The sequence below is a fragment of the Pseudomonas sp. B40(2017) genome, from assembly GCF_002112855.1.
GTDB lineage: Bacteria > Pseudomonadota > Gammaproteobacteria > Pseudomonadales > Pseudomonadaceae > Aquipseudomonas > Aquipseudomonas pharyngis.
This window is the reverse complement of sequence record NZ_NEIT01000007.1, coordinates 270,752-293,148: the sequence shown is the minus strand read 5'-3', so window position 1 is coordinate 293,148 and position 22,397 is coordinate 270,752. Positions and strand designations below refer to the sequence as shown.

General features: G+C 61.0%; 28 protein-coding genes and 1 pseudogene. 15 read left to right on the top strand and 14 right to left on the bottom strand.

Annotation, left to right across the window (positions count from 1 at the left end; all coding sequences use genetic code 11):
* Positions 1-239: 239 nt before the first annotated feature.
* Positions 240-1,178: a hypothetical protein gene (locus tag CAF76_RS21330; protein WP_064597616.1), complete on the bottom strand. Its 939-nt coding sequence runs from the start codon at positions 1,176-1,178 to the stop codon at positions 240-242.
* 297 nt (positions 1,179-1,475) lie between these two features.
* Between CAF76_RS21330 and CAF76_RS21325 the strand changes: the two genes are divergently transcribed.
* Together CAF76_RS21325 and CAF76_RS21320 are read left to right on the top strand one after the other, a co-directional pair.
* Entirely contained in the window at positions 1,476-2,159 is a 684-nt protein-coding gene (locus tag CAF76_RS21325) for a response regulator transcription factor (RefSeq protein ID WP_007952956.1), read from the top strand.
* Entirely contained in the window at positions 2,137-3,531 is a 1,395-nt protein-coding gene (locus CAF76_RS21320) for a HAMP domain-containing sensor histidine kinase (RefSeq protein WP_085648315.1), read from the top strand. Before CAF76_RS21325 ends, CAF76_RS21320 begins: the two co-directional genes overlap by 23 nt.
* A 122-nt stretch (positions 3,532-3,653) precedes the next feature.
* Here the strand turns inward: CAF76_RS21320 and CAF76_RS21315 are convergent, their stop codons facing one another.
* From CAF76_RS21315 to CAF76_RS21305, 3 genes are read right to left on the bottom strand one after another with little or no spacing between them, the layout of a single operon-like run.
* Positions 3,654-4,064, bottom strand: coding sequence for an SRPBCC family protein (locus CAF76_RS21315; protein ID WP_085648314.1), 411 nt, complete (start codon positions 4,062-4,064; stop codon positions 3,654-3,656).
* A 25-nt stretch (positions 4,065-4,089) separates the two neighbouring features.
* Positions 4,090-4,887 (bottom strand): SDR family NAD(P)-dependent oxidoreductase, encoded by a 798-nt coding sequence (locus tag CAF76_RS21310; RefSeq protein ID WP_007952959.1) that lies wholly within the window; start codon positions 4,885-4,887, stop codon positions 4,090-4,092.
* A complete protein-coding gene (locus CAF76_RS21305; RefSeq protein WP_085648313.1) occupies positions 4,884-5,906 on the bottom strand; it encodes an aldo/keto reductase in 1,023 nt (340 codons plus the stop codon). Before CAF76_RS21305 ends, CAF76_RS21310 begins: the two co-directional genes overlap by 4 nt.
* 112 nt (positions 5,907-6,018) lie before the next feature.
* Here CAF76_RS21305 and CAF76_RS21300 point away from each other — a divergent pair, with 112 nt between their 5' ends.
* Together CAF76_RS21300 and CAF76_RS21295 are read left to right on the top strand one after the other, a co-directional pair.
* Positions 6,019-6,915, top strand: coding sequence for a LysR substrate-binding domain-containing protein (locus CAF76_RS21300; RefSeq protein WP_085648312.1), 897 nt, complete (start codon positions 6,019-6,021; stop codon positions 6,913-6,915).
* Positions 6,916-7,108: 193 nt separating this feature from the next.
* Positions 7,109-7,480: an endonuclease domain-containing protein gene (locus CAF76_RS21295; protein ID WP_085648311.1), complete on the top strand. Its 372-nt coding sequence runs from the start codon at positions 7,109-7,111 to the stop codon at positions 7,478-7,480.
* 278 nt (positions 7,481-7,758) lie between these two features.
* Here the strand turns inward: CAF76_RS21295 and CAF76_RS28880 are convergent.
* Positions 7,759-7,887, bottom strand: a pseudogene (locus CAF76_RS28880) (pyridoxal-5'-phosphate-dependent protein subunit beta); the annotation flags it as partial.
* Between the two features lie 88 nt (positions 7,888-7,975).
* Between CAF76_RS28880 and CAF76_RS21290 the strand changes: the two are divergent.
* Positions 7,976-8,635 (top strand): isoprenylcysteine carboxylmethyltransferase family protein, encoded by a 660-nt coding sequence (locus CAF76_RS21290; protein ID WP_064597628.1) that lies wholly within the window; start codon positions 7,976-7,978, stop codon positions 8,633-8,635.
* Here CAF76_RS21290 and CAF76_RS21285 read toward each other — a convergent pair.
* Both CAF76_RS21285 and CAF76_RS21280 read right to left on the bottom strand, forming a co-directional pair.
* Positions 8,629-9,297, bottom strand: a complete 669-nt coding sequence (locus tag CAF76_RS21285) for an HAD family hydrolase (RefSeq protein WP_085648310.1) — start codon at positions 9,295-9,297, stop codon at positions 8,629-8,631. The genes CAF76_RS21290 and CAF76_RS21285 overlap by 7 nt on opposite strands.
* A gap of 63 nt (positions 9,298-9,360) precedes the next feature.
* Positions 9,361-9,774: a response regulator gene (locus CAF76_RS21280; RefSeq protein ID WP_039767308.1), complete on the bottom strand. Its 414-nt coding sequence runs from the start codon at positions 9,772-9,774 to the stop codon at positions 9,361-9,363.
* 188 nt (positions 9,775-9,962) lie between these two features.
* On the opposite strand from CAF76_RS21280, the gene CAF76_RS21275 reads away from it, so the two are divergent.
* Positions 9,963-10,904 carry a class I SAM-dependent methyltransferase gene (locus tag CAF76_RS21275; protein WP_085648309.1) on the top strand — a complete coding sequence of 314 codons (942 nt, stop codon included), beginning with the start codon at positions 9,963-9,965 and terminating at the stop codon, positions 10,902-10,904.
* A 14-nt stretch (positions 10,905-10,918) separates the two neighbouring features.
* Here the strand turns inward: CAF76_RS21275 and CAF76_RS21270 are convergent, their stop codons facing one another.
* A complete protein-coding gene (locus tag CAF76_RS21270) occupies positions 10,919-11,503 on the bottom strand; it encodes an NAD(P)H-dependent oxidoreductase (protein WP_085648308.1) in 585 nt (194 codons plus the stop codon).
* Between the two features lie 99 nt (positions 11,504-11,602).
* On the opposite strand from CAF76_RS21270, the gene CAF76_RS21265 reads away from it, so the two are divergent.
* On the top strand, positions 11,603-12,226 hold the full coding sequence (locus CAF76_RS21265) for a TetR/AcrR family transcriptional regulator (protein ID WP_085648307.1): 624 nt from the start codon (positions 11,603-11,605) through the stop codon (positions 12,224-12,226).
* Positions 12,227-12,419: 193 nt separating this feature from the next.
* On the opposite strand, the gene CAF76_RS21260 is transcribed toward CAF76_RS21265, so the two are convergent.
* Positions 12,420-13,046, bottom strand: coding sequence for a TetR/AcrR family transcriptional regulator (locus CAF76_RS21260; RefSeq protein ID WP_085648306.1), 627 nt, complete (start codon positions 13,044-13,046; stop codon positions 12,420-12,422).
* Between the two features lie 157 nt (positions 13,047-13,203).
* On the opposite strand from CAF76_RS21260, the gene CAF76_RS21255 reads away from it, so the two are divergent.
* Positions 13,204-13,644: a hotdog fold domain-containing protein gene (locus tag CAF76_RS21255; RefSeq protein WP_085648305.1), complete on the top strand. Its 441-nt coding sequence runs from the start codon at positions 13,204-13,206 to the stop codon at positions 13,642-13,644.
* Positions 13,645-13,709: 65 nt separating this feature from the next.
* Here the strand turns inward: CAF76_RS21255 and CAF76_RS21250 are convergent, their stop codons facing one another.
* Positions 13,710-14,396, bottom strand: a complete 687-nt coding sequence (locus CAF76_RS21250) for a GNAT family N-acetyltransferase (RefSeq protein ID WP_085648304.1) — start codon at positions 14,394-14,396, stop codon at positions 13,710-13,712.
* A 183-nt stretch (positions 14,397-14,579) separates the two neighbouring features.
* On the opposite strand from CAF76_RS21250, the gene CAF76_RS21245 reads away from it, so the two are divergent.
* On the top strand, positions 14,580-14,807 hold the full coding sequence (locus tag CAF76_RS21245; protein ID WP_039767335.1) for a YXWGXW repeat-containing protein: 228 nt from the start codon (positions 14,580-14,582) through the stop codon (positions 14,805-14,807).
* Between the two features lie 6 nt (positions 14,808-14,813).
* Here the strand turns inward: CAF76_RS21245 and CAF76_RS21240 are convergent, their stop codons facing one another.
* Together CAF76_RS21240 and CAF76_RS21235 are read right to left on the bottom strand one after the other, a co-directional pair.
* Entirely contained in the window at positions 14,814-15,371 is a 558-nt protein-coding gene (locus CAF76_RS21240) for a YceI family protein (RefSeq protein ID WP_064597647.1), read from the bottom strand.
* Between the two features lie 86 nt (positions 15,372-15,457).
* Entirely contained in the window at positions 15,458-16,813 is a 1,356-nt protein-coding gene (locus tag CAF76_RS21235; RefSeq protein WP_085648303.1) for an MATE family efflux transporter, read from the bottom strand.
* A 145-nt stretch (positions 16,814-16,958) separates the two neighbouring features.
* Between CAF76_RS21235 and CAF76_RS21230 the strand changes: the two genes are divergently transcribed.
* The 5 genes from CAF76_RS21230 to CAF76_RS21210 all read left to right on the top strand — a co-directional run bounded on the left by CAF76_RS21230 (position 16,959) and on the right by CAF76_RS21210 (position 19,570).
* Positions 16,959-17,525: a chorismate mutase gene (locus CAF76_RS21230; RefSeq protein WP_085648302.1), complete on the top strand. Its 567-nt coding sequence runs from the start codon at positions 16,959-16,961 to the stop codon at positions 17,523-17,525.
* Positions 17,526-17,651: 126 nt separating this feature from the next.
* Positions 17,652-18,092, top strand: coding sequence for a phage infection protein (locus CAF76_RS21225; protein ID WP_085648301.1), 441 nt, complete (start codon positions 17,652-17,654; stop codon positions 18,090-18,092).
* A 113-nt stretch (positions 18,093-18,205) separates the two neighbouring features.
* Positions 18,206-18,607 (top strand): hypothetical protein, encoded by a 402-nt coding sequence (locus CAF76_RS21220; RefSeq protein ID WP_039767347.1) that lies wholly within the window; start codon positions 18,206-18,208, stop codon positions 18,605-18,607.
* Between the two features lie 89 nt (positions 18,608-18,696).
* Positions 18,697-19,014 carry a hypothetical protein gene (locus CAF76_RS21215; protein ID WP_085648300.1) on the top strand — a complete coding sequence of 106 codons (318 nt, stop codon included), beginning with the start codon at positions 18,697-18,699 and terminating at the stop codon, positions 19,012-19,014.
* Between the two features lie 115 nt (positions 19,015-19,129).
* Positions 19,130-19,570 (top strand): phage infection protein, encoded by a 441-nt coding sequence (locus tag CAF76_RS21210; RefSeq protein ID WP_085648299.1) that lies wholly within the window; start codon positions 19,130-19,132, stop codon positions 19,568-19,570.
* A gap of 73 nt (positions 19,571-19,643) precedes the next feature.
* On the opposite strand, the gene CAF76_RS21205 is transcribed toward CAF76_RS21210, so the two are convergent.
* On the bottom strand, positions 19,644-19,979 hold the full coding sequence (locus CAF76_RS21205) for a hypothetical protein (protein WP_039767351.1): 336 nt from the start codon (positions 19,977-19,979) through the stop codon (positions 19,644-19,646).
* A 174-nt stretch (positions 19,980-20,153) separates the two neighbouring features.
* Between CAF76_RS21205 and CAF76_RS21200 the strand changes: the two genes are divergently transcribed.
* On the top strand, positions 20,154-21,833 hold the full coding sequence (locus CAF76_RS21200; protein WP_085648298.1) for a diguanylate cyclase: 1,680 nt from the start codon (positions 20,154-20,156) through the stop codon (positions 21,831-21,833).
* 124 nt (positions 21,834-21,957) lie between these two features.
* On the opposite strand, the gene CAF76_RS21195 is transcribed toward CAF76_RS21200, so the two are convergent.
* On the bottom strand, positions 21,958-22,344 hold the full coding sequence (locus CAF76_RS21195) for a c-type cytochrome (RefSeq protein WP_085648462.1): 387 nt from the start codon (positions 22,342-22,344) through the stop codon (positions 21,958-21,960).
* Positions 22,345-22,397: the final 53 nt, after the last annotated feature.

The following is a 22,397-nucleotide window of genomic DNA, read 5'->3' as shown; positions in this document are numbered from 1 at the left end:
GAAATTTCACGGTAGGGGATATTGCGCCGACGAATATTGATCCAGGCCATGGAAATGACTGGTCGGTTCTGCGCCTTCGGCCCCGCGCAGAAAGCAAAAAGCCGCTTCAACCCGAAGGTGGAAGCGGCCAAGGCATGTGCCTCAAGGAATCAGTGCACGAACAGGGCGATCAGGATGATGATCGGGATCGGTACGCCGAGGAAAAACAGCAGTAGTGAGCGCATGGTGAGTCTCCTTGATTAACGGACTGGCGGCAGCGTGGTCGTGGTGTAGGTTTCGACTTCGACGTACTCGACCGCATCCCGGCGGCGACCGCCGAAGGTGGCCGAGAGGCTGGCGAAGAACGCACCGGCCAGCAGCGCAATGAACATCCACAGCGAAGTCCAGGCGGCGACTTTGGCGGCGGTGTCGGCGGCTTGCTGCGCTTTCACCTTGGCGTCGGCGATTGCCTTCTGGGTGCGGGCGTAGATTTCATCGACCCGACGTTCGGCGTCAGCCTGGGTCAGGTTGGTACGCTGAGCGACCAGTTGGGCGAGGTAGGTACGATCTTCGGCGCTGAGCTGACCGTTGGCCAGGCTCTGGGCGAAGATCCGGGTCACGGTGCCACGGGCCGCGTCATCGCTGACGGCGGCGGGACGATCGTCGCGGAACAGGCTGTCGACGAAGTAGCCGTACTGATCGCCGTCAGTGTTGGCCGCTGCGGTGCCGGCTGCTTGGGTCATCGCACTGGCTGCGCCACCGGCAACACTTGCACCGGCCTGCACGCCGCCGCTGACGATGCTGCTGACCGAACCGACCACCAGCGTCGCGGTGACCAGCGTGGCCACGCACCAGGCGAGGAAGCCATGAGCGGTGTCGCGGAAATACACCTCGTCACCGTGCATGTTGGCCCACTTCACCCGCAGGCGACCGGCGATATAGCCACCGAGCCCCGAGGCAATGATTTGCGTGGCGGCCAGCCAGATGATGGTGGAAATGCCCAGGCCTTTGGCGCTGACGCCCTCCCCGGCCCACGGAGAAACGGCGGAAAAGCCCAGACCGAACCCCAACAGCACCAGAATCAGCGACAGTGCCGCCGCAGCGGCAGCCCCTGCGAAGATCGCGCCCCAGGACACGCCCGAGACGTTGCTCGACTCTCCTTCGTAGGCAGGATAAAACCCATCAGAGGATCTATTCATTGTTGTAGTGCTCCAGGCATGAAAAATGGTGTTACAACTCGTCAACAGAGGAATTGCAGTGACCGTGCCAGTCGCCCACATTAAATAAATCGTTTTAATTCAATAGCTTAAAAAGTCTGAACTTCCTAAGACCATGCAAATTGCAACAACGGGTCGATAACAGCGGGTTTTATGCATTGGCACAAAAGCCCGGCCGTGGCGTTTGTATCCGCTACAACATGAAAGTTAATTTAAAGCGCCCGCGTAAAATCTTGGCAAAATGCTGCCATTGCGTTTGAACAGACCAGCAGGCCCACCATGACTCGCATCCTCACCATCGAAGACGACGCCGTGACCGCCCGGGAAATTGTCGCCGAACTGAGCAGCCACGGCCTCGACGTGGACTGGGTCGACAATGGCCGTGAAGGCCTGGACCGCGCCGTCAGCGGCAACTACGACCTGATCACCCTTGACCGCATGCTGCCGGAGCTTGATGGCCTGGCCATCGTCACCACGCTGCGGACCATGGGCGTGGCGACGCCGATCCTGATGATCAGCGCCCTCTCCGACGTCGACGAGCGCGTGCGTGGCTTGCGCGCCGGCGGCGATGACTACCTCACCAAACCGTTCGCCACCGATGAAATGGCCGCCCGGGTCGAAGTATTGCTGCGTCGCCAGAACAGCAACGGCGCACAACCGACCACGTTGCAGGTGGCGGATCTGCAACTCGACCTGATCAGCCACGAAGCCCGCCGCGCCGAGCAGGTGCTGACGCTGTTGCCGACCGAGTACAAGCTGCTGGAATTCCTGATGCGCAACAGCGGCCAGATCCTGTCGCGGATGATGATTTTCGAGGAGGTCTGGGGCTATCACTTCGACCCTGGCACCAACCTGATCGACGTGCACATCGGCCGCCTGCGCAAGAAGATCGACCCGCCGGGCAATGTCCCGCTGATCCGTACGGTGCGAGGCTCGGGTTATGTCATTGCCGAACCCGTCTGACGGTTGGCGTTCTTCCAGCAGTCGCTTGCTGGCGCTGTACAGTTCGTTGTTCGTGGCCTGGAGCGCGATCCTGATGGGGGTCATGTACTTCGAGGTCTCCGGTTACCTCGACAACCTGGCCAAGCATTCGCTGATGCAACGTCAGCATCTGTTTTCGCACTTTCGCGGCGATCAGCTGGAAGACGCACTCGCCGCCAGCATGACCTTCGACATTCGCGGCATCGACGCCTACGGTCTGTTCGACGCCCAGCATCGCTATCTCGGCGGCGCGTTGCAGAGGATCCCCGAGGGCCTGCCGCTGGACGGCAAGATCCACATGCTCAGCGAATGCGCCGACTCCGACGACCCGACCCTGCCCGCCGACAGCTGCGACGCAGTCGCCACCCCGACCCGCGACGGCCGCTGGCTGGTGCTGCTGCGCGACAACGGTTCGCTGTTCGCGGTGACCAGGATCATTCTGCATGCGTTGCTCTGGGGCGTGTCGCTGACGATTGTGCCGGGGATCATCGGCTGGCATCTGCTGCGTCGGCGGCCGTTGCGACGGATCCGGGCGATCCAGGACAGTGCCCAGTCGATCGTCGCCGGCGACCTGACTCATCGCTTGCCGCTGTCCAATCGCCGCGATGAACTGGACATGCTCGCCGCCATCGTCAACGCCATGCTCGATCGCATCGAGCGCTTGATGAACGAAGTCAAAGGCGTGTGCGACAACATCGCCCATGACCTGCGCACCCCGCTGACCCGTTTGCGTGCGCAGTTGTATCGCATGCAACAACAGGCCGGCGAAGGCTCGCCGGCAGCGGCGCAACTGGATCTGGTGCTGGCCGAGGCCGATACGCTGATGGCGCGGTTTCGCGGTTTATTGAGGATTTCCGAACTGGAGGATCGTCAGCGGCGCTCGGGGTTTGTCGAACTCGATCCGGTGTTGTTGCTGCAGGAACTGCACGAGTTCTATTTGCCGCTGGCCGAAGACGACGAGTTGCGCTTCGAGCTGAACATGCCGGAAACCCTGCCGATGCTGAACGGTGATCGAGCGTTGCTGTTTGAAGCGCTGGCGAACCTGTTGAGCAATTCGATCAAGTTCACCCCGGCCGGTGGCACGGTGGTGTTGCGCGGGGTCAATGATGCGGGGCATACGCGGATCGAGGTGCATGACTCCGGCCCCGGTATTCCCGAGACCGAACGGGAGGCGGTGTTCCAGCGGTTCTACCGCGCCGAGGGCGGGCAGTTGCAGAATGGCTTTGGCCTGGGGCTGTCGATTGTCGCGGCGATCGTCAACCTGCATGGGTTCAGTCTTGAGGTGGGACGCAGTGATCTGGGCGGGGCGAAGCTGGTGCTGGATTGTCGGCAGAGCTTGATTTCACAATCCTGAACTTCATGTATTGCCCATGTGGGAGCCAGCCTGCTGGCGATGGCGGTGTGTCAGTCAATGAATATGAATGATCGACCGTTATCGCTAGCAGGCTAGCTCCCACAAGGGGTTCTTGCAGAAACTCAGGCGGGATAGTTCGCGCGCAGTGCTTCGAGGCCGCCCTGATAGATCCCGCTGAACAACGCCACCACTTCCTCCTCGCTCACGCCCTTGGCCGTGAAGCGTCCCGACCACGTCACCTTCGCGCCCTGCCCCTGGGCTTCAACACGAATCGTCGCCAGATAATCGGTGGCCGGAAACGGTGCCTGCAGAATCGAATAACTGTAGGTTTTGCCCGCGTTATCGAACGTCTCCAGACGCTCGACCACCACGCCACCGTCAGCGGTTTGCAAGGTGCGCACACGCCCGCCTTCACTCAGTTCGCTGTTGGGAATGAACGGCAGCCAGTCCGGCAGGGTGTTGAAGCCGCCAATCAATTGCCAGACCTGATCGGCCGAAGCCGGGATGTCGATCGTTGCTGATGCTGTTGCCATAGATAAAAAGTCTCTCTCGATAAATTCAGATAGTCAGGCTGTCGACCACGCCACCGTCGACCCGCAACGCGGCGCCAGTGGTAGCTGAAGACAGCGGTGAAGCGATGTAGGTGACCAGGTGCGCGACCTCTTCGACATCCGCCACGCGCTGGATGATCGAGCTCGGACGGGCCCGGCGCACAAAGGCGTCAGCCTCGTCCCGCAGGCTGCGGCCAGATTCGGCGGCGGCATCCTTGAGCATCTCCTCGACACCGTCGGTGAAGGTCGGACCGGGCAAAATCGCGTTGACCGTAACCCCGGTGCCAGCCAGACGTTTGGCCAGACCATGGGACACCGCGAGATTGGCGCTTTTGGTCACGCCGTAGTTGATCATGTCGGCCGGAGTGGCCACGCCGGATTCCGAAGACAGGAAGATCACCCGGCCCCAGCCCTGCTCGACCATCGCCGGCACGTAATGCCGCGACAGGCGAACGCCGGAGATCACGTTGATTTCGTAGAAGCGCGTCCACTCATCGTCCGGCGCATCGAAGAAATCCACGGCGTTGTAGATGCCGAGGTTGTTCACCAGGATGTCGGCTTTCGGTTCAGCGGCGAACAGTTTCTGCGCGCCTTCGGCCGTGCCCAGATCCGCCGTCAGACCGCGCAGTTGCGCCCCCGGCACTTTGTCTCGAATGCTTGCCAGCGCCTGTTCGACCTTGGCCGCGTCGCGACCGATCACCACCACCGTGGCGCCCGCCTCGGCCAGCGACTGGCTGATGCCCAAACCGATGCCCGCCGTGCTGCCGCTGACAATCGCCAGTTTTCCGCTCAGATCGATCTTCATGCTTTCACCTCGTCGATGGGTAATGGTGCACGTTCGGACACCAGTTTCGCTTCACGCATGGCCTGCCAGAAGCCGGCCGGAATGACCGCCGACAGCGCCGCCACATCTTCAGCGATGCGCCCCGGTTTGCTCGCGCCGGGAATCACTGCCGCCACGGCCGGATTGGCCAGCGAGAATTGTAGTGCAGCCGCTTTGACATCCACGCCATGGGCCGCGGCGATGCGTTTGATCTGCTCGACCTTCGCCACGATCTCAGGGCTGGCCTTCTGGTATTCGAAGTGCGCGCCGCCGGCCAGGATCCCCGAGCTGTAGGGGCCGCCGACCACGATTTCAACATTCTGCGCCCGCGCCGAATCCATCAAACGCTGCAAGGCACGGTCGTGGTCGAGCAAGGTATAGCGGCCGGCCAGCAGGAGGCCGTCAGGCTGCGCCTCGGTCAGGTCCAGCGTCAACTCGCACGGCTCGACCTTGTTCACGCCCAAGCCCCAACCCTTGATCACGCCTTCTTCACGCAGACGGGTCAGGACTTTGAACGCCCCGGTACGGGCCTGATTGAAGTACTCCAGCCATTGATCGCCGTAGAAATCCTGAGCGATGTCGTGGACCCAGACGATGTCGAGGCGATCGGTTTTCAGACGCTTGAGGCTGTCTTCGATCGAACGCAAGGTGGCGTCGGCGCTGTAGTCGTTGACGATCTTGTTCGGGCGACCGTGTTCGAACACCCCACTTTTCTCGCCCAGATCCCGGGCGGCGGCGTCTTCGACTTCATCGAGAATCAACCGGCCGACTTTGGTGCTGAGCACATAGTCGTCGCGCTTGTAGCGGGACAGTGCTTCGCCGAGGCGGATTTCCGAGAGGCCCGAGCCGTAGAACGGTGCGGTGTCGAAGTAACGCACGCCGGCATCCCACGCTGCGTGCACGGTGGCTTGCGCTTCTTCTTCAGGAATGGCGCGAAACATGTTGCCCAGTGGCGCGGTGCCAAAGCCGAGTTGGCCGGGGAGTTTGTCTTTCAAGCTCATGATGCTGTCCTCGTAGTTCGTGGTCGGTGTTGACCGTTGAGCAGATCCTAGATTGCGCTACTCAGACCGTCCAAGACATAATCCGCAGCACTTGAGTCCCCGAAGGTCTGACATGATCGACATCCGCCAATTGCGCTACTTCGTCGCCGTCGCCGAGGAAGAACACGTCGGCCGCGCCGCCGAGCGCCTGCACATTTCCCAGTCGCCCCTGAGCCGACAGATCGCCCAGCTCGAAGAACGCCTGGGCCTGACCCTGTTCGAACGCAGCCAGCAGCGCATACGCCTGACCCGCGACGGCCAGACCTTTCTCGCCGAAACCCGCGCCCTGCTGACCCACGCCAATCGCCTGGAATCCCTCGGCAAACGCCTGGGCCGTGGCGAAGAAGGCGGCTTGTGCATCGGCTACATCGAAAACGCCATGCACGCCGGGGTGTTGCCCAATGCCTTGCGCGTGCTGCGGGTCGACCGGCCCAACGTGCATGTCGCGCTGTACAACCTGAGTTCCGCCGAACAACTGGAAGGCCTGCGTCAGCGTAGCCTCGATATCGCGCTGGTCAGTGAACCGCCGACGATCGACGATCCCGACCTGCTGGGCTTTCAGGTGCTGGACGACCCGATGCTGCTGGCGCTGCCCGAAGGACACCCGCTGAACCAACTGGCGTCGCTGACCCCGGCGGATCTGGCCGATCAGGAATGGATCGGCGTGCAGCCACGCCAAGGGTCGGACGATGAGTTCGTCAGCGCCTGCATCCGTGCAGGCTTCACCCCGGATGTGCGGATGCAGGCCACCGAGCCGTTTACCGCGCTGGGGCTGGTCGCCTCGGGCCTGGGGATCGCGATGATCCAGAAAGGCCTGAGCCACAACGCACCGCCGGGCGTGGTGCTGCGGGAAGTGCCGTGGCTGGCGTTTACCACGCCGTTGTGGGCGGCTTGGCACCGAGTCAATTTACGGCCGTTGGTGGAGACGTTTCGTAAAGTGTTGACCGGGTCCGATATCTCCGGCGCCTGAAAATCCGCAGGCCCTCACCCTGGCCCTCTCGAAACGTCGGACCGCCCGTAGGGAGAGGGGCCCTATCGAGGGATATTGACGTGATACAACGACCTGAAAAATCTGGTGTGAATCCATAACCAGGTTGATCCGGCACTGAGAGTTGGTCTGGTCTACAGTGAATTTTCCATTCCACTTCACAAGGACGTGAAGCATGCAAAATCGCCCTACCCTCGACCAGCGCCGATTCGCCCGCCGCTTACGCGCCAGCCAGACCGATTGTGAGCAACTGCTCTGGCAGAAGCTGCGAGCACGGCAGGTGGCGGGGCTGAAATTTCGGCGGCAGGTGCCGGTTCCGCCATTCGTGCTGGATTTCTACTGTGTGGAATTGAAGCTGGCGGTAGAGCTGGATGGGGGGCAGCACTTTGAGGAGGCGGGAGAAATTCATGACCGGCGGCGTACGGTTTATCTTCAGCGGCTGGGGATTGAGGTGGTGCGGTTCAGTAACCTGGAGGTGATTCAGCAGATGGGTGAGGTGTTGGAGCAGATTGAGCGGATTGCGGAGAGTTTGAGATCGCGAACCTGATCCGAAAAGCGCCCTCACCCCAGCCCTCTCCCGGAGGGAGAGGGAGCCGATCCGGGGATATTGTCGGAATACATCGACCTGAAAAGTCTGCGGTGAATCCATAATCGATTCGGTATCTCATGTCGATGCCTGGAATCCATAATCGACTCGGTATCTCAGGTCGATGTATCCCTCAAGTCACCTCGGTCGGCCCCCTCTCCCTCCGGGCGGTCCGACGTTTCGGGAGGGCTGGGGTGAGGGCAAGCGGTCTACGCGGAACTCCTGAGCATTCAAGCCCCCTACCGCGCCCACCCCGCCAACAGCTGCGCACTGATACTCACCCCGCCACAAACAATGACCACCACATCATGCGCCCCCGCCAGCGCCGAATGATCAAGGTACGCCACCGCCAGCGAAACCGCGCACGCCGTTGATCCTCCATCCGCCCCTGCCAGCGGCTAAACGCCGGGGATCGTGCCGGGATCTACACTGAACGGAACAGCCCGTGAGGTGCCTATGAAAATGTCTGCGCAAATGACCGTGGTCGCCGTGCTCGCCACCCTCGCCTATCTGGGCCTGGCGATGTGGGGCATCGGTGGCGTGGCGGTGTTTTTTTCTCACGGCGCATTGGTCGTGGTGGCCCTGGCCACGCTGGCCATGGTGGTGGCGTCGCTGTTCACGGAAGTGAATCTGAGCACCGGCGAGCGCGAGGACCGGGCCAATCGCTGGGTGATTCCGGCGTTCGCCGTAATCGGATTGGTCAGTGCCTTTCTGCCGGCTTATTGCGACCGCATCGGCTTTTGGACCATCGGCCGCGAAGGCACCCGTTGGCTGGGAGCGCTGTTGTTTATCGTCGGCGGCGGATTGCGTTTATGGCCGGTGTTTGTGCTGGGCCATCGGTTCAGCGGGTTGGTGGCGATTCAGCCGGGGCACCGATTGGTTACCGAAGGGATCTATCGACATTTGCGTAACCCCAGTTATCTGGGGCTGGTGATCAATGCGATCGGCTGGGCGCTGGCGTTTCGTTCGGTGGTCGGCCTGTTGCTGGCGGCGCTGACGCTGATCCCGCTGATCGCCCGCATCCACGCCGAAGAGGCCCTGCTGCGTGCGCAGTTCGGCGCCGAATACGACGCTTATTGCGCGCGCAGCTGGCGACTGGTGCCCTGGGTTTATTGAGGTTGCAGGCGCAGCTGGCCGTCGCTGTCGATGCTCAGCGCAATGTCGCGGTAACTGGCGATGGTCGCGTGTGCGGTTTCAAGCGGATGCTGGTGAGTCGTGGTGATGATCATCAACGGCGCGCCGGCGGCTTCAGCGGCCTGAATGCCGACGGCGGCGTCTTCGAAAATCAGGCAGTCCGCCGGCTCCAGGCCCAGGCGTTTGGCCGCCAGTCGATAACCCGCCGGATCCGGTTTGCCGGCGCTCACGTCTTCAGCGGTGATCATCACCGCCGGTTCAGGAATCCCCGCCGCCGCCATCCGCCGCAATGCCAGATTCCGTGGCGCCGAAGTCACCATGGCCCAGCGATCCGCCGGCAATGATTTGAGAAATGCCGCCGCGCCGGGGATCTCGACAATGCCTTCGACGTCTTCGATTTCCGCCGTGGTGATGAACGCCGCTTGCGCCTCGGCGTCCACGCCCGGCAGGTTCAAACGCGTGATGGTGTCGATGGCGCGCACGCCATGGATGGTCGGCAGGAACGTTTCGACGTTCACCCCGTGGCGCACGGCCCAGGCGGACCAGATCCGCTCGGCGGCGGCGATGGAGTTGAGGACGGTGCCGTCCATGTCGAACAGGAACGCGCCGAACGCGCGGTTGAAAATAGTCTCGTGAGCTGACAAAAGATCACTTCCTCGCAAGGGGCCGGGCAACGATGCCCGGCAATGTAGCACTTGCAAGGCACTTCAGTGCAGACGCGGCGCCCTGGATTTGAACGCACTGTCCACGCAATCGAGCAACTGGCCGATTGCCCAAGGCTTCTTGATGAACGCCACCGGATGTTTCACCCCTGAGGTTTCCGGCGTTTCATAACCGGACATGACCATCACCGGTTTGTCCGGCCAGCGATCGCCGACCAGATTGGCCAGGTCCGCGCCATTAAGGGTGCCGGGCATGGTGATGTCGGTCAGCAGCAGCGCCACTTCCGGCGCGTGCTCTTCCAGGTATTGCGAGGCCGCATCGGCACTGGTCTGCGGCTCGACCTTGAAACCTTCCTCCTGAAGAATTTCGCAAAGAAACTCCAGAATCAACGGATCGTCCTCGACTACCAGAATCAATCCGCCAGGAAGGTGCGCGCTCGACGTCGAAATTGGACACATGAACTGGCACTCCCTGAATTGCATGAACGATTTAGCGGCTTGATTCCGCTACTTATCAGGTATGAGCAGCACCTTCTACAGAAATTCATTTTTGATACAGGTCTTTTCGATAACAGCCGTTCGACGGGCAGTCGCCAGCGCATAATTGCGGTTAAAATGCGCGCCCTTTTGCTGGCCGATCCTGATTGATGAACCCTCAAGCCCTCGCCGTTCTCCATGCCCACCTGCTCACTGCGCTGACTTCGACCCCGGCCGAAACCCGGCGTCTGTTCCATGGGCGCGGGCGTTGCTGGACGGGGCTGGAGCAAGTCACTGTGGATTGGCTGCAGGGCGTGGTGCTGGTGTCGTTGTTCAAGGAGCCCGAGGCTTCGCAGCTGGAAGACCTCAAGCGTCTGTTGCTGGAAATCACCGCTTCCGCGCCATGGCACCAGTCCGGCGCCCACACCCTGCTGATCCAGCACCGTTACCTGCCGCAGAGCACCGCCGAATGGCTGCTGGGCGAAGAAATCGACGAGATGACCATCGTCGAGGGCGGGCTGAAATATCGGGTGGATCTGGGCCGCAAACAGAACGCCGGGCTGTTCCTCGACATGCGTTACGGGCGTAACTGGGTGCGTGAACAAGCGGCGGGCAAACGGGTGCTGAACCTGTTCGCCTACACCTGTGGCTTCTCGGTGGCAGCCATCGAGGGCGGCGCCAGCCATGTGGTCAACCTCGACATGTCCCGCGCCGCGCTGAGCCGGGGCCGCGACAATCACCGGTTGAACGGGCATGACCTGAGCAAGGTGAGCTTCCTCGGCCACGACCTGTTCAAGTCCTGGGGCAAAGTGATCAACAGCGGCCCGTACGATCTGGTGATCATCGACCCGCCGTCGTTCCAGAAAGGCAGTTTTCTGCTGACCAAGGATTACCATCGCGTGCTGCGTCGTCTACCGGAATTGCTCACGGCGCAGGGCACGGTGCTGGCCTGCATGAACGATCCATCGTTCGGTTCCGACTTCCTGATCGACAGCGTGACCCAGGAAGCGCCGAGCCTGCGCTTCAAGCAACGGCTGGAAAATCCGCCGGAGTTTCCCGACGTCGATCCTGAAAGTGGTCTGAAGGCGCTAGTCTTCAAGCGCACTGAATAACTTCCTCGCCGGTTTCAGCGGAACAGTCCGAGGCCCATTTCGCGCGCCGCCTGCAGCTGCACCGCAGGATCGCTCGACTCGGACTCCAGCAACAACGCCGAGCCCGACACCGTCGCCCCGCAGTAATCGAAAATCCCGTGATCGATCTGCGTCTTCATCGCCGCGCCGTAGCCGTGGCGTTCGTAGGTACGCGCATCTGCCCCGCCGAGTGCGACCAGATGCACGCGCAGTCGTCCGAGCTTCTTCTGCGTCTTGTCACCGTCGAAATCGTACGCCCAGCCATTGCTGAACACCCGGTCGATCCAGCCTTTGAGCAGCGCCGGCATCGACCACCAGAACACCGGATAGACCAGCACCAGCGTATCGGCGCGGTTGATGCGTGCCTGCTCGGCCAGCACGTCCGCCGGTGGCGCGGATTCGCGGTGATGCACCGCCCAGTCGGCCACGCCAAAGCGCGGATCAAATTCTTCGGCGTGCAGGTCGGCGATTTCGAAGGTGTTGGATGGATCGCTTTCCGACAGGCCTTTGGCAATCTGTTGCGCCAACGCGCGTGTCAGCGAACGTGGATCATCGTGGTCTACAACAATCAATGCGTGCATGGGAAATCTCCGGTTGGTGATTGCTGACCAAGGGCTTATCCTTTCGATAAGTTACGATTAGTAAGTTACCATCAGTAAGTTACGTTTGGTATATAAGCAATGTCAACCACTGAAACCCCAGATCCCGCACAACCCCGTCGCCGCCTGTCCCGGGAAGATCGCCAGCGCCAGTTGCTCGACATGGCCTGGCAGCTGATTCGCGAGGAAGGCACCGATGCCCTGACTCTCGGCTACCTGGCGGAAAAAGCCGGCGTGACCAAACCGGTGGTCTATGACCACTTCACCACCCGCGCCGGTCTGCTCGCGGCGCTGTACCAGGATTTCGACCGGCGCCAGACGGCGCTGATGGACGCGGCGCTGGCCAATGCCGAAGCGACCTTGAACGGCATCGCGACGGTGATTGCCACGGCGTATGTCGATTGCGTGCTGAGCCAGGGCAACGAGATTCCGGGGGTGATTGCCGCCCTGGCGAGCACGCCGGAACTGGAGAAGATCAAGCGCGAATACGAGGCGATCTTTCTGGAGAAATGCCGCAATGTGCTGTCGCCTTTCGCTGACGGCGCAGAGATCGGACAGCCAGGATTACGCGCCATGCTCGGCGCCGCTGAAGCCTTGTCGCAAGCAGCCGCCACCGACGAAATCAGCGCAGCACAGGCCCGTGACGAGCTATTGGCAACCATCATTGCGATGGTCGAAAGAGCCGCCGCCCAAGCAGGTGACTGATGGTACTTGAGCCCGCCCTCCCGGCTTCCTACGATGAAGCTACGCAGCTTCTTGGTCCGCCAAGCCGTTGCGTAGGTGCGGGTGCTCTGAACCCCAATCAAGCCCGCACCTGGCTTCATGCGCATCTTGAGCCTCGCGGGCTCTACTTCCTCCCCATCAAAGAATCTTGAGGCTCTTTTTTTGTCTCTGAAAATCAGCGTTCGGGTTCGCGGCGGATCGAACGCCACGTGGCCTGCGCCAGCAATTCGCGATAGGCCTTCGGACTGCCCTGCACTCGCCCGGACAACCACGCGCGGCAATAGCTGTCGGCCTGACCGACGATCAGCGACGGCAACAGTTCGGCCGGGCATTCATTGAGTTCAGCCGCGCGCCCGGACTCGGCCAGCCAGGTGCGCAGGCCCACGTTGCGGGTCTTGTTGCGCTCGGCCAGTTCATCCTTGTGCGGGCCCCGGGTGACGGCGAAGCGCGCGTGGTACTGGAACCGCGCCCATTCCGGCTGGTTCTCGACCCAATCCACGTAGCTGTAGACCAGCGCCTGCACGCCCTCTTCGGTCGTCGTCGCGTCGGCCAGATAGGCGTCGCGCAGGCGCGCCTGGTCCTCCAGCGCAGTGAAGAACAGCGCGGCCACCAGCCCTTCCTTGTTGCCGAAGTGGTGGTAGATCGCCCCGACGCTGGTGTCGCATTCGGCGCGGATCATTTCGATGGTGGTGGCCTCGATGCCCTGCTCGTTGAACAGGCGCAGGGCCTTGCGAAAGATGTCGCGCTTGAGTTCGGCGCGGCGGCCGGGGTAGCTGCGTTCGAGTAGATCTGCGGTGTCCATGGGCCTTGAAAATCCGGGTAAAGGGCACGTCCGTGCCGGTGATCCAAACGCGCACAGGTTGACAGATTTCCCGCGAACAGAATACCGTTCCGTTACAGAACAATATTCTGTTACGGAACATGATTCTGTAAATCCCCTAACCGCGAGGCTCCCCCCCATGAGTCAGTTTCTCAGCATGTTCAACAGCGTCGGTTCCCAGGCGTTCAGCCAGATGGCCTGCCAGGTCGCGCCGTACTTCAGCACCATCAACCCGCTGGTGACCGAATTGCGGGCAGGTTCGGCGCTGGTGCAGGTGCCGTTTCGCCGCGAGATCACCAACCACCTCGGCACCGTGCACGCCATCGCGCTGTGCAACGCCGCTGAACTGGCGGCCGGGATGATGACCGACGTGTCGATTCCCGCCGGCGCGCGCTGGATTCCAAAAGGCATGACCGTCGAATACCTGGCCAAGGCCAAGACCGACGTGACCGCCGTGGCCAATGGCGAAGCGCTGGACTGGCAGACCGAAGGCGACAAGATCGTGCCGGTGGATGTCCACGACGCCGAAGGCAAGAAAGTGTTCACGGCGCGCATCACCATGAACGTGAAACTGTCCTGAAATCACCGGCACAAAAAAACCCTTGCTGCGCTAAGCGCAACAAGGGCTTTTTGTCGCTGCCCGGATCAGTGAATGGTCAGGCGCTGACGAACAAATTCTTCGGTGCGGCGGGTGACCTGATCCAGATGCCGGTCGCGCTGTTTCTCGGCATCGAGCATCGCGCGCTTGCCGTGCTTTTGCAGAAGGTAGGTGTGGATCTGCTGCACTTCCAGCGAACGGTAGATCGGTGTCGTGTCGATGAAACCGCGCAGCCCGTTGCTGCGGTAATGCCGGGTGCTCATCAGCACCTGCGTCTCCAATTGGCCCAGCACCTCAAAACCCAGCGCCTCGAAATACGGCACCTTGCCGACGCTGCAGGTCAGCTCGGCATGGGGGTAACGCGCCACCATGTTCGCGATTAACGAACGGGCCACACCCTGACGCCGATGCCCCTCGCGCACCGCCAGATAGGCCACGTTGCACGCCTCCCAATCACCCTGCACCGGCAGGTACAACAGGAAGCCGATCACCTGCTCCGGATCATCGTCGTCGGTGGCCACCAGCAGTTCCACTTCGGTGCCCTTCTCGCCGTTCAACGCCTCCAGGTACAGATGAACCTCGTAGCCGATCGCGTACTGATAGACGTTGTACAGCAGATTGCTCGGGCCCAGCCCTACAGCGCTGATGTCGGTCAGATAGTCGACCACCATCTGCAGGATCTGGCTGTTGACGCCTTCGGGGCATGGGGATTTGTAGTGGGTGATGCGGGGCATGGCGGGCGGACTCCAACGGTAAAACACAGGTTGCCGGGAGAGTTGAGCGACCGGCGAACCGCGACATCATACCTTGTGCACGCCTGACAAAAATTTCATCTGCCCGAGAACGGATCTTTCGCCGATTTGGCGTCCAATTTTTCAGCTGCGTTCATTTCCCGACGCAGGCCTTGAGGAGTTGCCATGAACGTTCTGCGTTCCGCGAAAACCATCAAATCCTTGCTCGCTGCCGCGCTGGTAGCGATCACCCTCTCGGGCTGTGTCGTCGAACCGGTTCGCCCGCATCGGCCACCACCGATCGTTGAGGTGGTTCCGGTCATGCCTGCGCCGGGTTATCACTGGGTTGCCGGGCATTACCGCTGGGCCGGCAACCAATGGCGCTGGATGCCAGGGCATTGGCGAGCGTACTGAGGCCGGTCACTGCGCGGGGGCAACGACCTTGAACTTGATGTCGATGTCCTTGGAAACCACGGTGTCCGCCCACTCCCCTGCACCGAGCCCGAACTGGTCGCGCTTGAGCACCAGTTCGCCGTCGAAAATGCCGATGCTGCTGTCGGGTTTGAGTTGCACCGGCACCTGCACCTCACGGGTGATGCCTTTGAGCGTGAGATGGCCGTCGACCAGATAACGGTTGTCGCCGGCCGGGCTGAAGCGGGTCGATTCGAACACAGCCACCGGGAATTTCTCGGTGTCGAACCATGCCGGTTTCACCAGCTCGGTGTTGGCGTCTTCACTGCCGGCGTCGATGCTGGTCAGGTCGATGTGCAGCGTGGTGCGGGCATTGGCGAGATTGTCGCTGTCGAAATCCAGCGTCGCATCGAACTTGCCGAACGTGCCGTACATCCGCGAGCCCATCTGGTTGTAGGTGAAACTGATCTGACTGGCGGTGGTATTGACGCGGGTGTACTCCACCGCTTGCACAGCAGGGACGACAATCAGGCAACACGCGGCAGCCAATAACAATCGAATCGACATGGAATGCTCCGGCGCCCGATGGGGCTCGAATGACTTAAGCAAACATCCGGCACTTGCGCCAGCCCCGCCAAGGCCCACCCGGCCCGTCACACCAATCGCTCGATCTTCTGATGCTGCCAGACCCGTTTGTAATACAGCGTCTGCAGCACCAGCATCCCCAGATACGCGATCGGAAACGCCATCCACACACCCTGCAGACCGAACTGCCCGTCCAGCCAGTAGGCCGCCGGCAACTGCACACCGAGCACACAGATGATCGCCACGCCCACCGGCACCAGCACCGTGCCGCTGGCGCGCATGATGCCGCCGATGATCGCCTGGAAACCGAAGATCAACAGGCTCCACAACATGATGTGCAGCAGGTGCTCGGCCATCGCCCGGGTCGAGTCTTCGGTCAGGAACAACCCCAACAACCAGTGCGACAACAGGTAACCCGACAGGATCAAGCCACCGGTCAGGCACACGTTGATCCACAGCCCGGTGCGCAGGATCGGGCCCATTCGCTCCAATCGTCCGGCACCGATCGCCTGGGCGCCGAGGATCGACGCGGTGATCGCAATCGACAGCGCCGGGAACTGCACGTAGTTGACGATCTGCGTCACCGCACCATAGGCCGCCGTCGCCTGCGAGCCGTGCTGGTTGACCAGCGCCAGAATCACCAGCTCCGACAGCGACAGCACGATCATCTGCACCCCGGTCGGCAGGCCGATACGCAACACCTTGCCGAGAATTGCGCCGTCCAGTCGCAGCGCCGCGAAGAACTCACGATCCGGCGCCAGTGGATGACCCTTGCGGATCAGGCTCCATGACAGCCACGCCATCGACGCCAGCGTACCGGCCAGACCTGCAACCGCCGCGCTCTGGATGCCCAGTTGCGGCAAGCCGATCCAGCCGCGAATGAACGCCGGAGTCAGCGCCAGCCCGACAACGGTCGACAGCAGCAGCGCCAGCATCGGCGACAGTGTGTCGCTCACCCCGCGTAACAACTGGGTGAACAGCACGTACACCAGCACAAACGGCAAGGTCCACATCATCACCCGGGCATAGGCCACCGCATCGTCCAGCACATCCGCCGGCGTGCCCAAACCCTGCAAGGCCTGACGCGCAAACACACTGCCCAGCACCGCCGCCACCAGCCCGATCAATACCCCAAGCAACAGCGTCGCCCCGGCAATCGCCTTGACCATGTGCGACTCACGCGCGCCCCACGCCTGACCGATCAACACCCCTGCCCCGGCACCCAGGCCGATGACCAGCGCGATAAAGAAAAAAATGATCGGAAACATCCCCGACACCGCCGCCAGCGCCTGCGTACCGAGCATCTGGCCGATGTAGATGCTGTTGACCGTGCCCGACATCGATTGCAGGAAGTTCGACAGCACCATCGGGGCCAGGAACAGCAGGTAGGTTTTCCAGAGGGGGGATTGAGCGGGGGTTTGCATTGAGGTCCGTCTCGGGTGGGAGCTGATGACAGAGTCTAAGGTATGCGATGCCGTTCAGGTCGTACCGGTTTGCATTAAAACTTCGTAATCTGCACCTCGACCAATGTGCATAGCCTCCCCATCACGACAGGAAGTGAATCCCCCCATGCGCCGTTCCCCATTTCTGCTGAGTTGCACCTTATTGACTGTTCTGACGACGACTGCCCACGCCGCTCCCGCCCCCTCGCCCGAGGTGGTGCAAGGATTGGTGAACACGTTGAACGAACGCCTGAACATCGGCGACCTCGTCGCGCTGACCAAATGGGACAGTGGCAAGCCGATTCAGGACAGCCCCCGTGAGGCGCAGGTGATCGACAACGCGCGCAAACTGGCCACCGAACGCAAGCTCGACCCGGAAGACGTCGCGCAGTTGATCACCGCACAGATGGAGGCCAACAAACTGGTGCAATACGGTTTGCTCGCACAGTGGCAGGCAGCCGGTGCCGCGCCGGACACGCCGCGCCCGGATCTGGGCAAGCAGATTCGCCCGCGTCTGGATCAGTTGCAAACCCGTCTGTTGCAGCAATACGCCGACTTCGCGCCCTACCGTCAGGACCCGAACTGCCCGGTGTGGCTGGCCAAGGCACGCACCGGTCTGACCCGCGATGCGCTGCATGATCTGGCCCTGACCCGCGCCACCGGAGAGCTGTGCATTCGGCCGCTGAAGCCCTAGAACAAGGGTTCCGGCGTCCATTGCTGGCGTCGATAGTCACCATCAGTTCAATGAAGTTCTCATAAAAAATCCGCGGCGTAACATCGGCTCCATACCCAACAAACAACACCCCTGGAGCACACGATCATGAAACGCCAAATCCTTCTCGGCATCGCTTTCTCGGTTCTTGCAGTCAACGCTTTTGCAGCCAAGCCCGCCCACACCATGATCGCCGAAGGCGGTTCGGATCGGTTGATTGAAAGTCGTTTAGCTGAGGGTGGTTCGGATCGTTTGATCGAACGCCGTGTTGCTGAAGGTGGCGCTGATCGTCTGATCGAACGCCGCGTTGCTGAAGGTGGCGCTGATCGTCTGATCGAACGCCGCGTTGCTGAAGGTGGCGCTGATCGTCTGATCGAACGCCGTGTTGCTGAAGGTGGCGCTGATCGCCTGATCGAACGCCGCGTTGCCGAAGGTGGCGCTGATCGCCTGATCGAACGCCGCGTTGCTGAAGGTGGCGCTGATCGCCTGATCGAACGCCGCGTTGCTGAAGGTGGCGCTGATCGCCTGATCGAACGCCGCGTTGCATAAGTAAGCAGCGCATAAAGATAAGCCCGGCCTGATCAGCCGGGCTTTTCTTTGCGCGCGCTTTTTGCGTTTGCTGGGTAAGCTCTTAGCCCGACGCTGCGAATTTCAGGTTTCCCATGGACATTGAACGACTACTGAAGAAAAAACAGCTCAACGTGCAGGAGCAAAACGCAGTCGTTGCGCATCGTTTGATGCTTTGCGCCAGTGAATGGCGCAAACAGGGTGTACCTGTCGCCCTGGCCCGATACGCAGAGTACCAAGGCATCGACTGGTCGTCGTCCATCGTGCTGGAACTGGAAATCGACTTTCCCGGCATGCCTCGCCTGTTCGGACTTTTGCTGGATCAAAACGAATGTTTCATCGCATTTGAAATCGATACGGACGCCTCCCATGAACACATTGAATCCGTGGATCGCTGGGAGGACGTCTCGTCGATGCAAAATACTTCGACATCTAATCCGGGCACAGGTAAAGGCTTTGCCTCGATCGCGCTGGACGTGAAGCGTCAGCTTGTTTGATCGCTCTTTGCGCAACGCTCACTCTTCGGCGTCTTGAAGTCGTCACTGGTTGAGTATCTACGCCTCATCAAAAGGAGCACTCATTGAACATGGGCCCGAAAACCGAAACGCTGATCAAGGTACTGAATGAGCTAATCAGTGTTCTGGAAAGCGACGGAGAAGCGCACTGGAGCGCGTGGATGCGAAAAGCTCGCGCACGATTGCTGGACTCCGATTATTCCGGAATCACGTGGCTGCTCTCGGCCTATGGCGGGATGGGGTCCTTCAATGATGTCGTGCTCGGACAAACCAGCATCAACGGTGCATTTGCCTGGAAGCACGGCTATGGCGAACTGAATGCAAAATTTGCCGAACTCCGTGAGCAAGCCTACGAGCTGGCCAATGAAATCAGGCACATGCAGCGATAACGGCATTCATTGCTGGCGTCGATAGTCACCATCAGTTCAATGAAGTTCTCATAAAAAATCCGCGGCGTAACATCGGCTCCATACCCAACAAACAACACCCCTGGAGCACACGATCATGAAACGCCAAATCCTTCTCGGCATCGCTTTCTCGGTTCTTGCAGTCAACGCTTTTGCAGCCAAGCCCGCCCACACCATGATCGCCGAAGGCGGTTCGGATCGGTTGATTGAAAGTCGCTTGGCTGAGGGTGGTTCGGATCGTTTGATCGAACGCCGCGTTGCTGAAGGTGGCGCTGATCGTCTGATTGAACGCCGCGTTGCTGAAGGTGGCTCGGATCGTCTGCAAGAACGTCGCGTTGCCGAAGGTGGTGCTGATCGTCTGCAAGAACGCCGCGTTGCCGAAGGTGGCTCGGATCGTCTGCTGGAACGCCGCGTTGCCGAAGGTGGTGCTGATCGTCTGCAAGAACGCCGCGTTGCTGAAGGTGGCTCGGATCGTCTGCTGGAACGCCGCGTTGCCGAAGGTGGCGCTGATCGCCTGCAAGAACGCCGCGTCGCCTGAATCAAGCGCTTTTGCCGCTGCACAAACAAAAAGCCCGGCCTGATCAGCCGGGCTTTTTCACATCCACCGCCGCTTACTGAACGGTTTTCAGCTTGACCACATCACCGGAGACCTTGGTGGTGTAGCCGCTCAGGACCCATGCCCAGAACCAGTTTTCCTGAATCTGAGTGTTGATCATGGCATCGCCGCCCTTGGCCTGGATGGCGGCCTCTTGCGCACGGACGAAACGGCTGTTCTGCCGGATCGGGATCACGCCGAACAGCATCAGGCCGGTGGCAGTGGCTTCGCTGTGGCCAATCACGGTGTATTGGCTGCTGTCGTAATGTCTGGTGTTCATCGGGGTGCCGGTGCAACCTGCCAGAACCACACCGAACAGTGCGGCGGCGACTACTTTGCTGAGGTATTTCACTGCAAGACTCCATGGGTAAACGCCCGGGATCCGTCTCTCGGGCGGCGCACACTCTACCGAACGCAGTGGCTCATTGATATCAGCCTCGGCAGATTTTCATTAAACGCCTTGCTGGCAGCCCGTCCGCGATGTCGCATACCATGGCGCCACTTCAATAAAGACAGACATTTCTCCATGCTCAAAGCCAGTCTGCGCAGCCACCTGACCCTTTGGTTTGCCGGTTTGTCTCTGCTGACGCTATTGAGCGTGGGCTTTTACGTCGGTGATATCGCCACTGAACAAATGAAACGCGCCAGCGGCAATGCGCTGCTGAGTACCGCGCGGTCGGCGGCGACGCTGCTGGGCGAGCAGTTGCGCGAGCGGCAACTGGAGGTCTATCTGCTCAGCCGGGCGCCACATCTGGAACGCGGCGATCTGGACAATCCGACAATTCTCAAATCGATGCAGCTGCGCACCGAAGCCCGCTCCGAGTATGCGTGGATGGGGGTGACCGATGCTCAGGGGCTTGTGCATCAGGCAGTCAACGGTTTGCTGGTCGGTCAGGTCGTGCAACAGCGCCCATGGTTTCAGGCCGGTCTGCGCGGGGAATACACCGGCGATCCGCACGAAGCCGTTTTGTTGGCGAAACTGTTGCCAGGTCTGCCCAACGGCGAGCCACTGCGCTTCATCGACTTCGCCGCGCCCATCCGCAACGCCGATGGCCAGGTGATCGGTGTGCTCGGCGCCCATGCGCACTGGAGCTGGGTCACGCACATCGTCGAATCGGCAGCGATGTCGCACAAGGGGGCGGAGCCGGATATCGAAGCGCTGATAATCGATCACGACGGCAAGGTGCTGTACCCGGAAGCGCTGGTTGGCCAACAAATGCCGGCCAAGGATCCGAAGTCCCCAGGCTGGGTCGTCGGCAACGGGTACCTGACCAGCGAGGTGACTGTGCCGACGCCTACGGGCACTGCGCTGTCGTGGTCGATTGCGGTGCGTCAACCACTGGACACTGCACTGCAACCGGCGCGACTGCTGTTTTATAAATTGCTGTTGCTGGGTGTTTTCGCTGCCGTGGCATTCGGATTCGTGGCGTATTACCTGGCGCTGTACCTGAGTCGGCCCATCGAGCACCTCGCGCGCTCAGCCCAAAAAGTGCAGAACAACCAACCGGGGGCCCACTTCCCTCTCCAGCATCCCGTGCGGGAAATTGCCCAGCTCGGCCAGTCCATCGATGCCATGACCCAGTCGCTGCTTGCCAAGGAGCGTGAGCTGCAAGAGACCAATGCTTCGCTCGAAGCCACCGTCGCCCAACGCACGGCGGCCCTGACCCTGGCCAACGCCGAGCTGCTGAACCTGGCCACCCACGATGGCTTGACCGGTGTCTATAACCGCCGCCGCTTCGACGAAAAACTCACCGAATACAGCCTGCTGTTCCGTCGTACCGGGCGGCCGTTTGCATTGCTTCTGATTGATGCCGATCACTTCAAGCACATCAACGACACTCACGGCCATGCGGCCGGCGACGACGTACTGCAGCAATTGGCGCAGCTGATCCAGATCAGCATCCGGAGCACGGATTTCGTCGCCCGTTACGGAGGCGAAGAATTTGCGGTGCTGCTGCCGGAAATCGCCAAGCCCGATACGCCCGATATCGTCGCCGAAAAGATTCGATCAGCGATTGCCGCAGCGAGCTTTCCAACGGTCGGCCCGGTGACGGTCAGCATCGGTGTCGGCCTTGCCGACCCGGCCGACAATGCTCCGACAGCACTGCTCAAACGTGCTGATCAACAGTTGTATCAGGCGAAAGCCGCGGGTCGTAATCGCGTAGCCTGCCAGACGTCACTCACCGAAGTGGCCGGACTCGGCTGACCTGCAATTGAATCAGGTGTTGGTCTTCAACCGGGTCCAGAACCGTGTCATCAACCGGGCAATCACTGCCGGCAGTTCATCACAGTGAACGGGAACTGCATCGCGCAGCCCCTGCACAGATTCTTCATTGCCGAGAAAAGGTCTGAAGATACGCCAACAAATTATCAATCTTCTCCTCGTCACTCAGCCCCCAAAAGATCATCCGCGTCCCCGGCACCACGCCCTTCGGATCCTTCAGATACTTCGTCAGCGTTTCACGATCCCAGGTCAGGCCGGAGTTTTTCATGGCGTCGGAGTACACGTAATTCGCCGACGTCCCCGCCGGGCGGCCGATGATGCCGTTGAGTTCCGGACCGAATCCCGGCCGGGCAGATTCGCCGACTTGATGACAACCGCCGCACAGGCGCGGGAAGATTTTTGCGCCGGCCTCGGCGTCACCAGCGGCCAGAACGGGTGTGCTGAGCAGGCCAGCGTTGAGGATCAGGGCGAAAGTCAGTGCAGCGTATTTCATCAGGGTTTTCCAGATCTTCGGCGGCGCCAAGGGTAATCGTGCGCGGCAAGTTG

Bases quoted from the DNA above. Each gene is read 5' to 3' on its own strand.
- CAF76_RS21330 (WP_064597616.1), bottom strand. From the start codon at position 1,178: ATGAATAGATCCTCTGATGGGTTTTATCCTGCCTACGAAGGAGAGTCG.
- CAF76_RS21325 (WP_007952956.1), top strand. From the start codon at position 1,476: ATGACTCGCATCCTCACCATCGAAGACGACGCCGTGACCGCCCGGGAA.
- CAF76_RS21320 (WP_085648315.1), top strand. From the start codon at position 2,137: ATGTCATTGCCGAACCCGTCTGACGGTTGGCGTTCTTCCAGCAGTCGC.
- CAF76_RS21315 (WP_085648314.1), bottom strand. From the start codon at position 4,064: ATGGCAACAGCATCAGCAACGATCGACATCCCGGCTTCGGCCGATCAG.
- CAF76_RS21310 (WP_007952959.1), bottom strand. From the start codon at position 4,887: ATGAAGATCGATCTGAGCGGAAAACTGGCGATTGTCAGCGGCAGCACG.
- CAF76_RS21305 (WP_085648313.1), bottom strand. From the start codon at position 5,906: ATGAGCTTGAAAGACAAACTCCCCGGCCAACTCGGCTTTGGCACCGCG.
- CAF76_RS21300 (WP_085648312.1), top strand. From the start codon at position 6,019: ATGATCGACATCCGCCAATTGCGCTACTTCGTCGCCGTCGCCGAGGAA.
- CAF76_RS21295 (WP_085648311.1), top strand. From the start codon at position 7,109: ATGCAAAATCGCCCTACCCTCGACCAGCGCCGATTCGCCCGCCGCTTA.
- CAF76_RS21290 (WP_064597628.1), top strand. From the start codon at position 7,976: ATGAAAATGTCTGCGCAAATGACCGTGGTCGCCGTGCTCGCCACCCTC.
- CAF76_RS21280 (WP_039767308.1), bottom strand. From the start codon at position 9,774: ATGTGTCCAATTTCGACGTCGAGCGCGCACCTTCCTGGCGGATTGATT.
- CAF76_RS21275 (WP_085648309.1), top strand. From the start codon at position 9,963: ATGAACCCTCAAGCCCTCGCCGTTCTCCATGCCCACCTGCTCACTGCG.
- CAF76_RS21270 (WP_085648308.1), bottom strand. From the start codon at position 11,503: ATGCACGCATTGATTGTTGTAGACCACGATGATCCACGTTCGCTGACA.
- CAF76_RS21265 (WP_085648307.1), top strand. From the start codon at position 11,603: ATGTCAACCACTGAAACCCCAGATCCCGCACAACCCCGTCGCCGCCTG.
- CAF76_RS21260 (WP_085648306.1), bottom strand. From the start codon at position 13,046: ATGGACACCGCAGATCTACTCGAACGCAGCTACCCCGGCCGCCGCGCC.
- CAF76_RS21255 (WP_085648305.1), top strand. From the start codon at position 13,204: ATGAGTCAGTTTCTCAGCATGTTCAACAGCGTCGGTTCCCAGGCGTTC.
- CAF76_RS21250 (WP_085648304.1), bottom strand. From the start codon at position 14,396: ATGCCCCGCATCACCCACTACAAATCCCCATGCCCCGAAGGCGTCAAC.
- CAF76_RS21245 (WP_039767335.1), top strand. From the start codon at position 14,580: ATGAACGTTCTGCGTTCCGCGAAAACCATCAAATCCTTGCTCGCTGCC.
- CAF76_RS21240 (WP_064597647.1), bottom strand. From the start codon at position 15,371: ATGTCGATTCGATTGTTATTGGCTGCCGCGTGTTGCCTGATTGTCGTC.
- CAF76_RS21235 (WP_085648303.1), bottom strand. From the start codon at position 16,813: ATGCAAACCCCCGCTCAATCCCCCCTCTGGAAAACCTACCTGCTGTTC.
- CAF76_RS21230 (WP_085648302.1), top strand. From the start codon at position 16,959: ATGCGCCGTTCCCCATTTCTGCTGAGTTGCACCTTATTGACTGTTCTG.
- CAF76_RS21225 (WP_085648301.1), top strand. From the start codon at position 17,652: ATGAAACGCCAAATCCTTCTCGGCATCGCTTTCTCGGTTCTTGCAGTC.
- CAF76_RS21220 (WP_039767347.1), top strand. From the start codon at position 18,206: ATGGACATTGAACGACTACTGAAGAAAAAACAGCTCAACGTGCAGGAG.
- CAF76_RS21215 (WP_085648300.1), top strand. From the start codon at position 18,697: ATGGGCCCGAAAACCGAAACGCTGATCAAGGTACTGAATGAGCTAATC.
- CAF76_RS21210 (WP_085648299.1), top strand. From the start codon at position 19,130: ATGAAACGCCAAATCCTTCTCGGCATCGCTTTCTCGGTTCTTGCAGTC.
- CAF76_RS21200 (WP_085648298.1), top strand. From the start codon at position 20,154: ATGCTCAAAGCCAGTCTGCGCAGCCACCTGACCCTTTGGTTTGCCGGT.
- CAF76_RS21195 (WP_085648462.1), bottom strand. From the start codon at position 22,344: ATGAAATACGCTGCACTGACTTTCGCCCTGATCCTCAACGCTGGCCTG.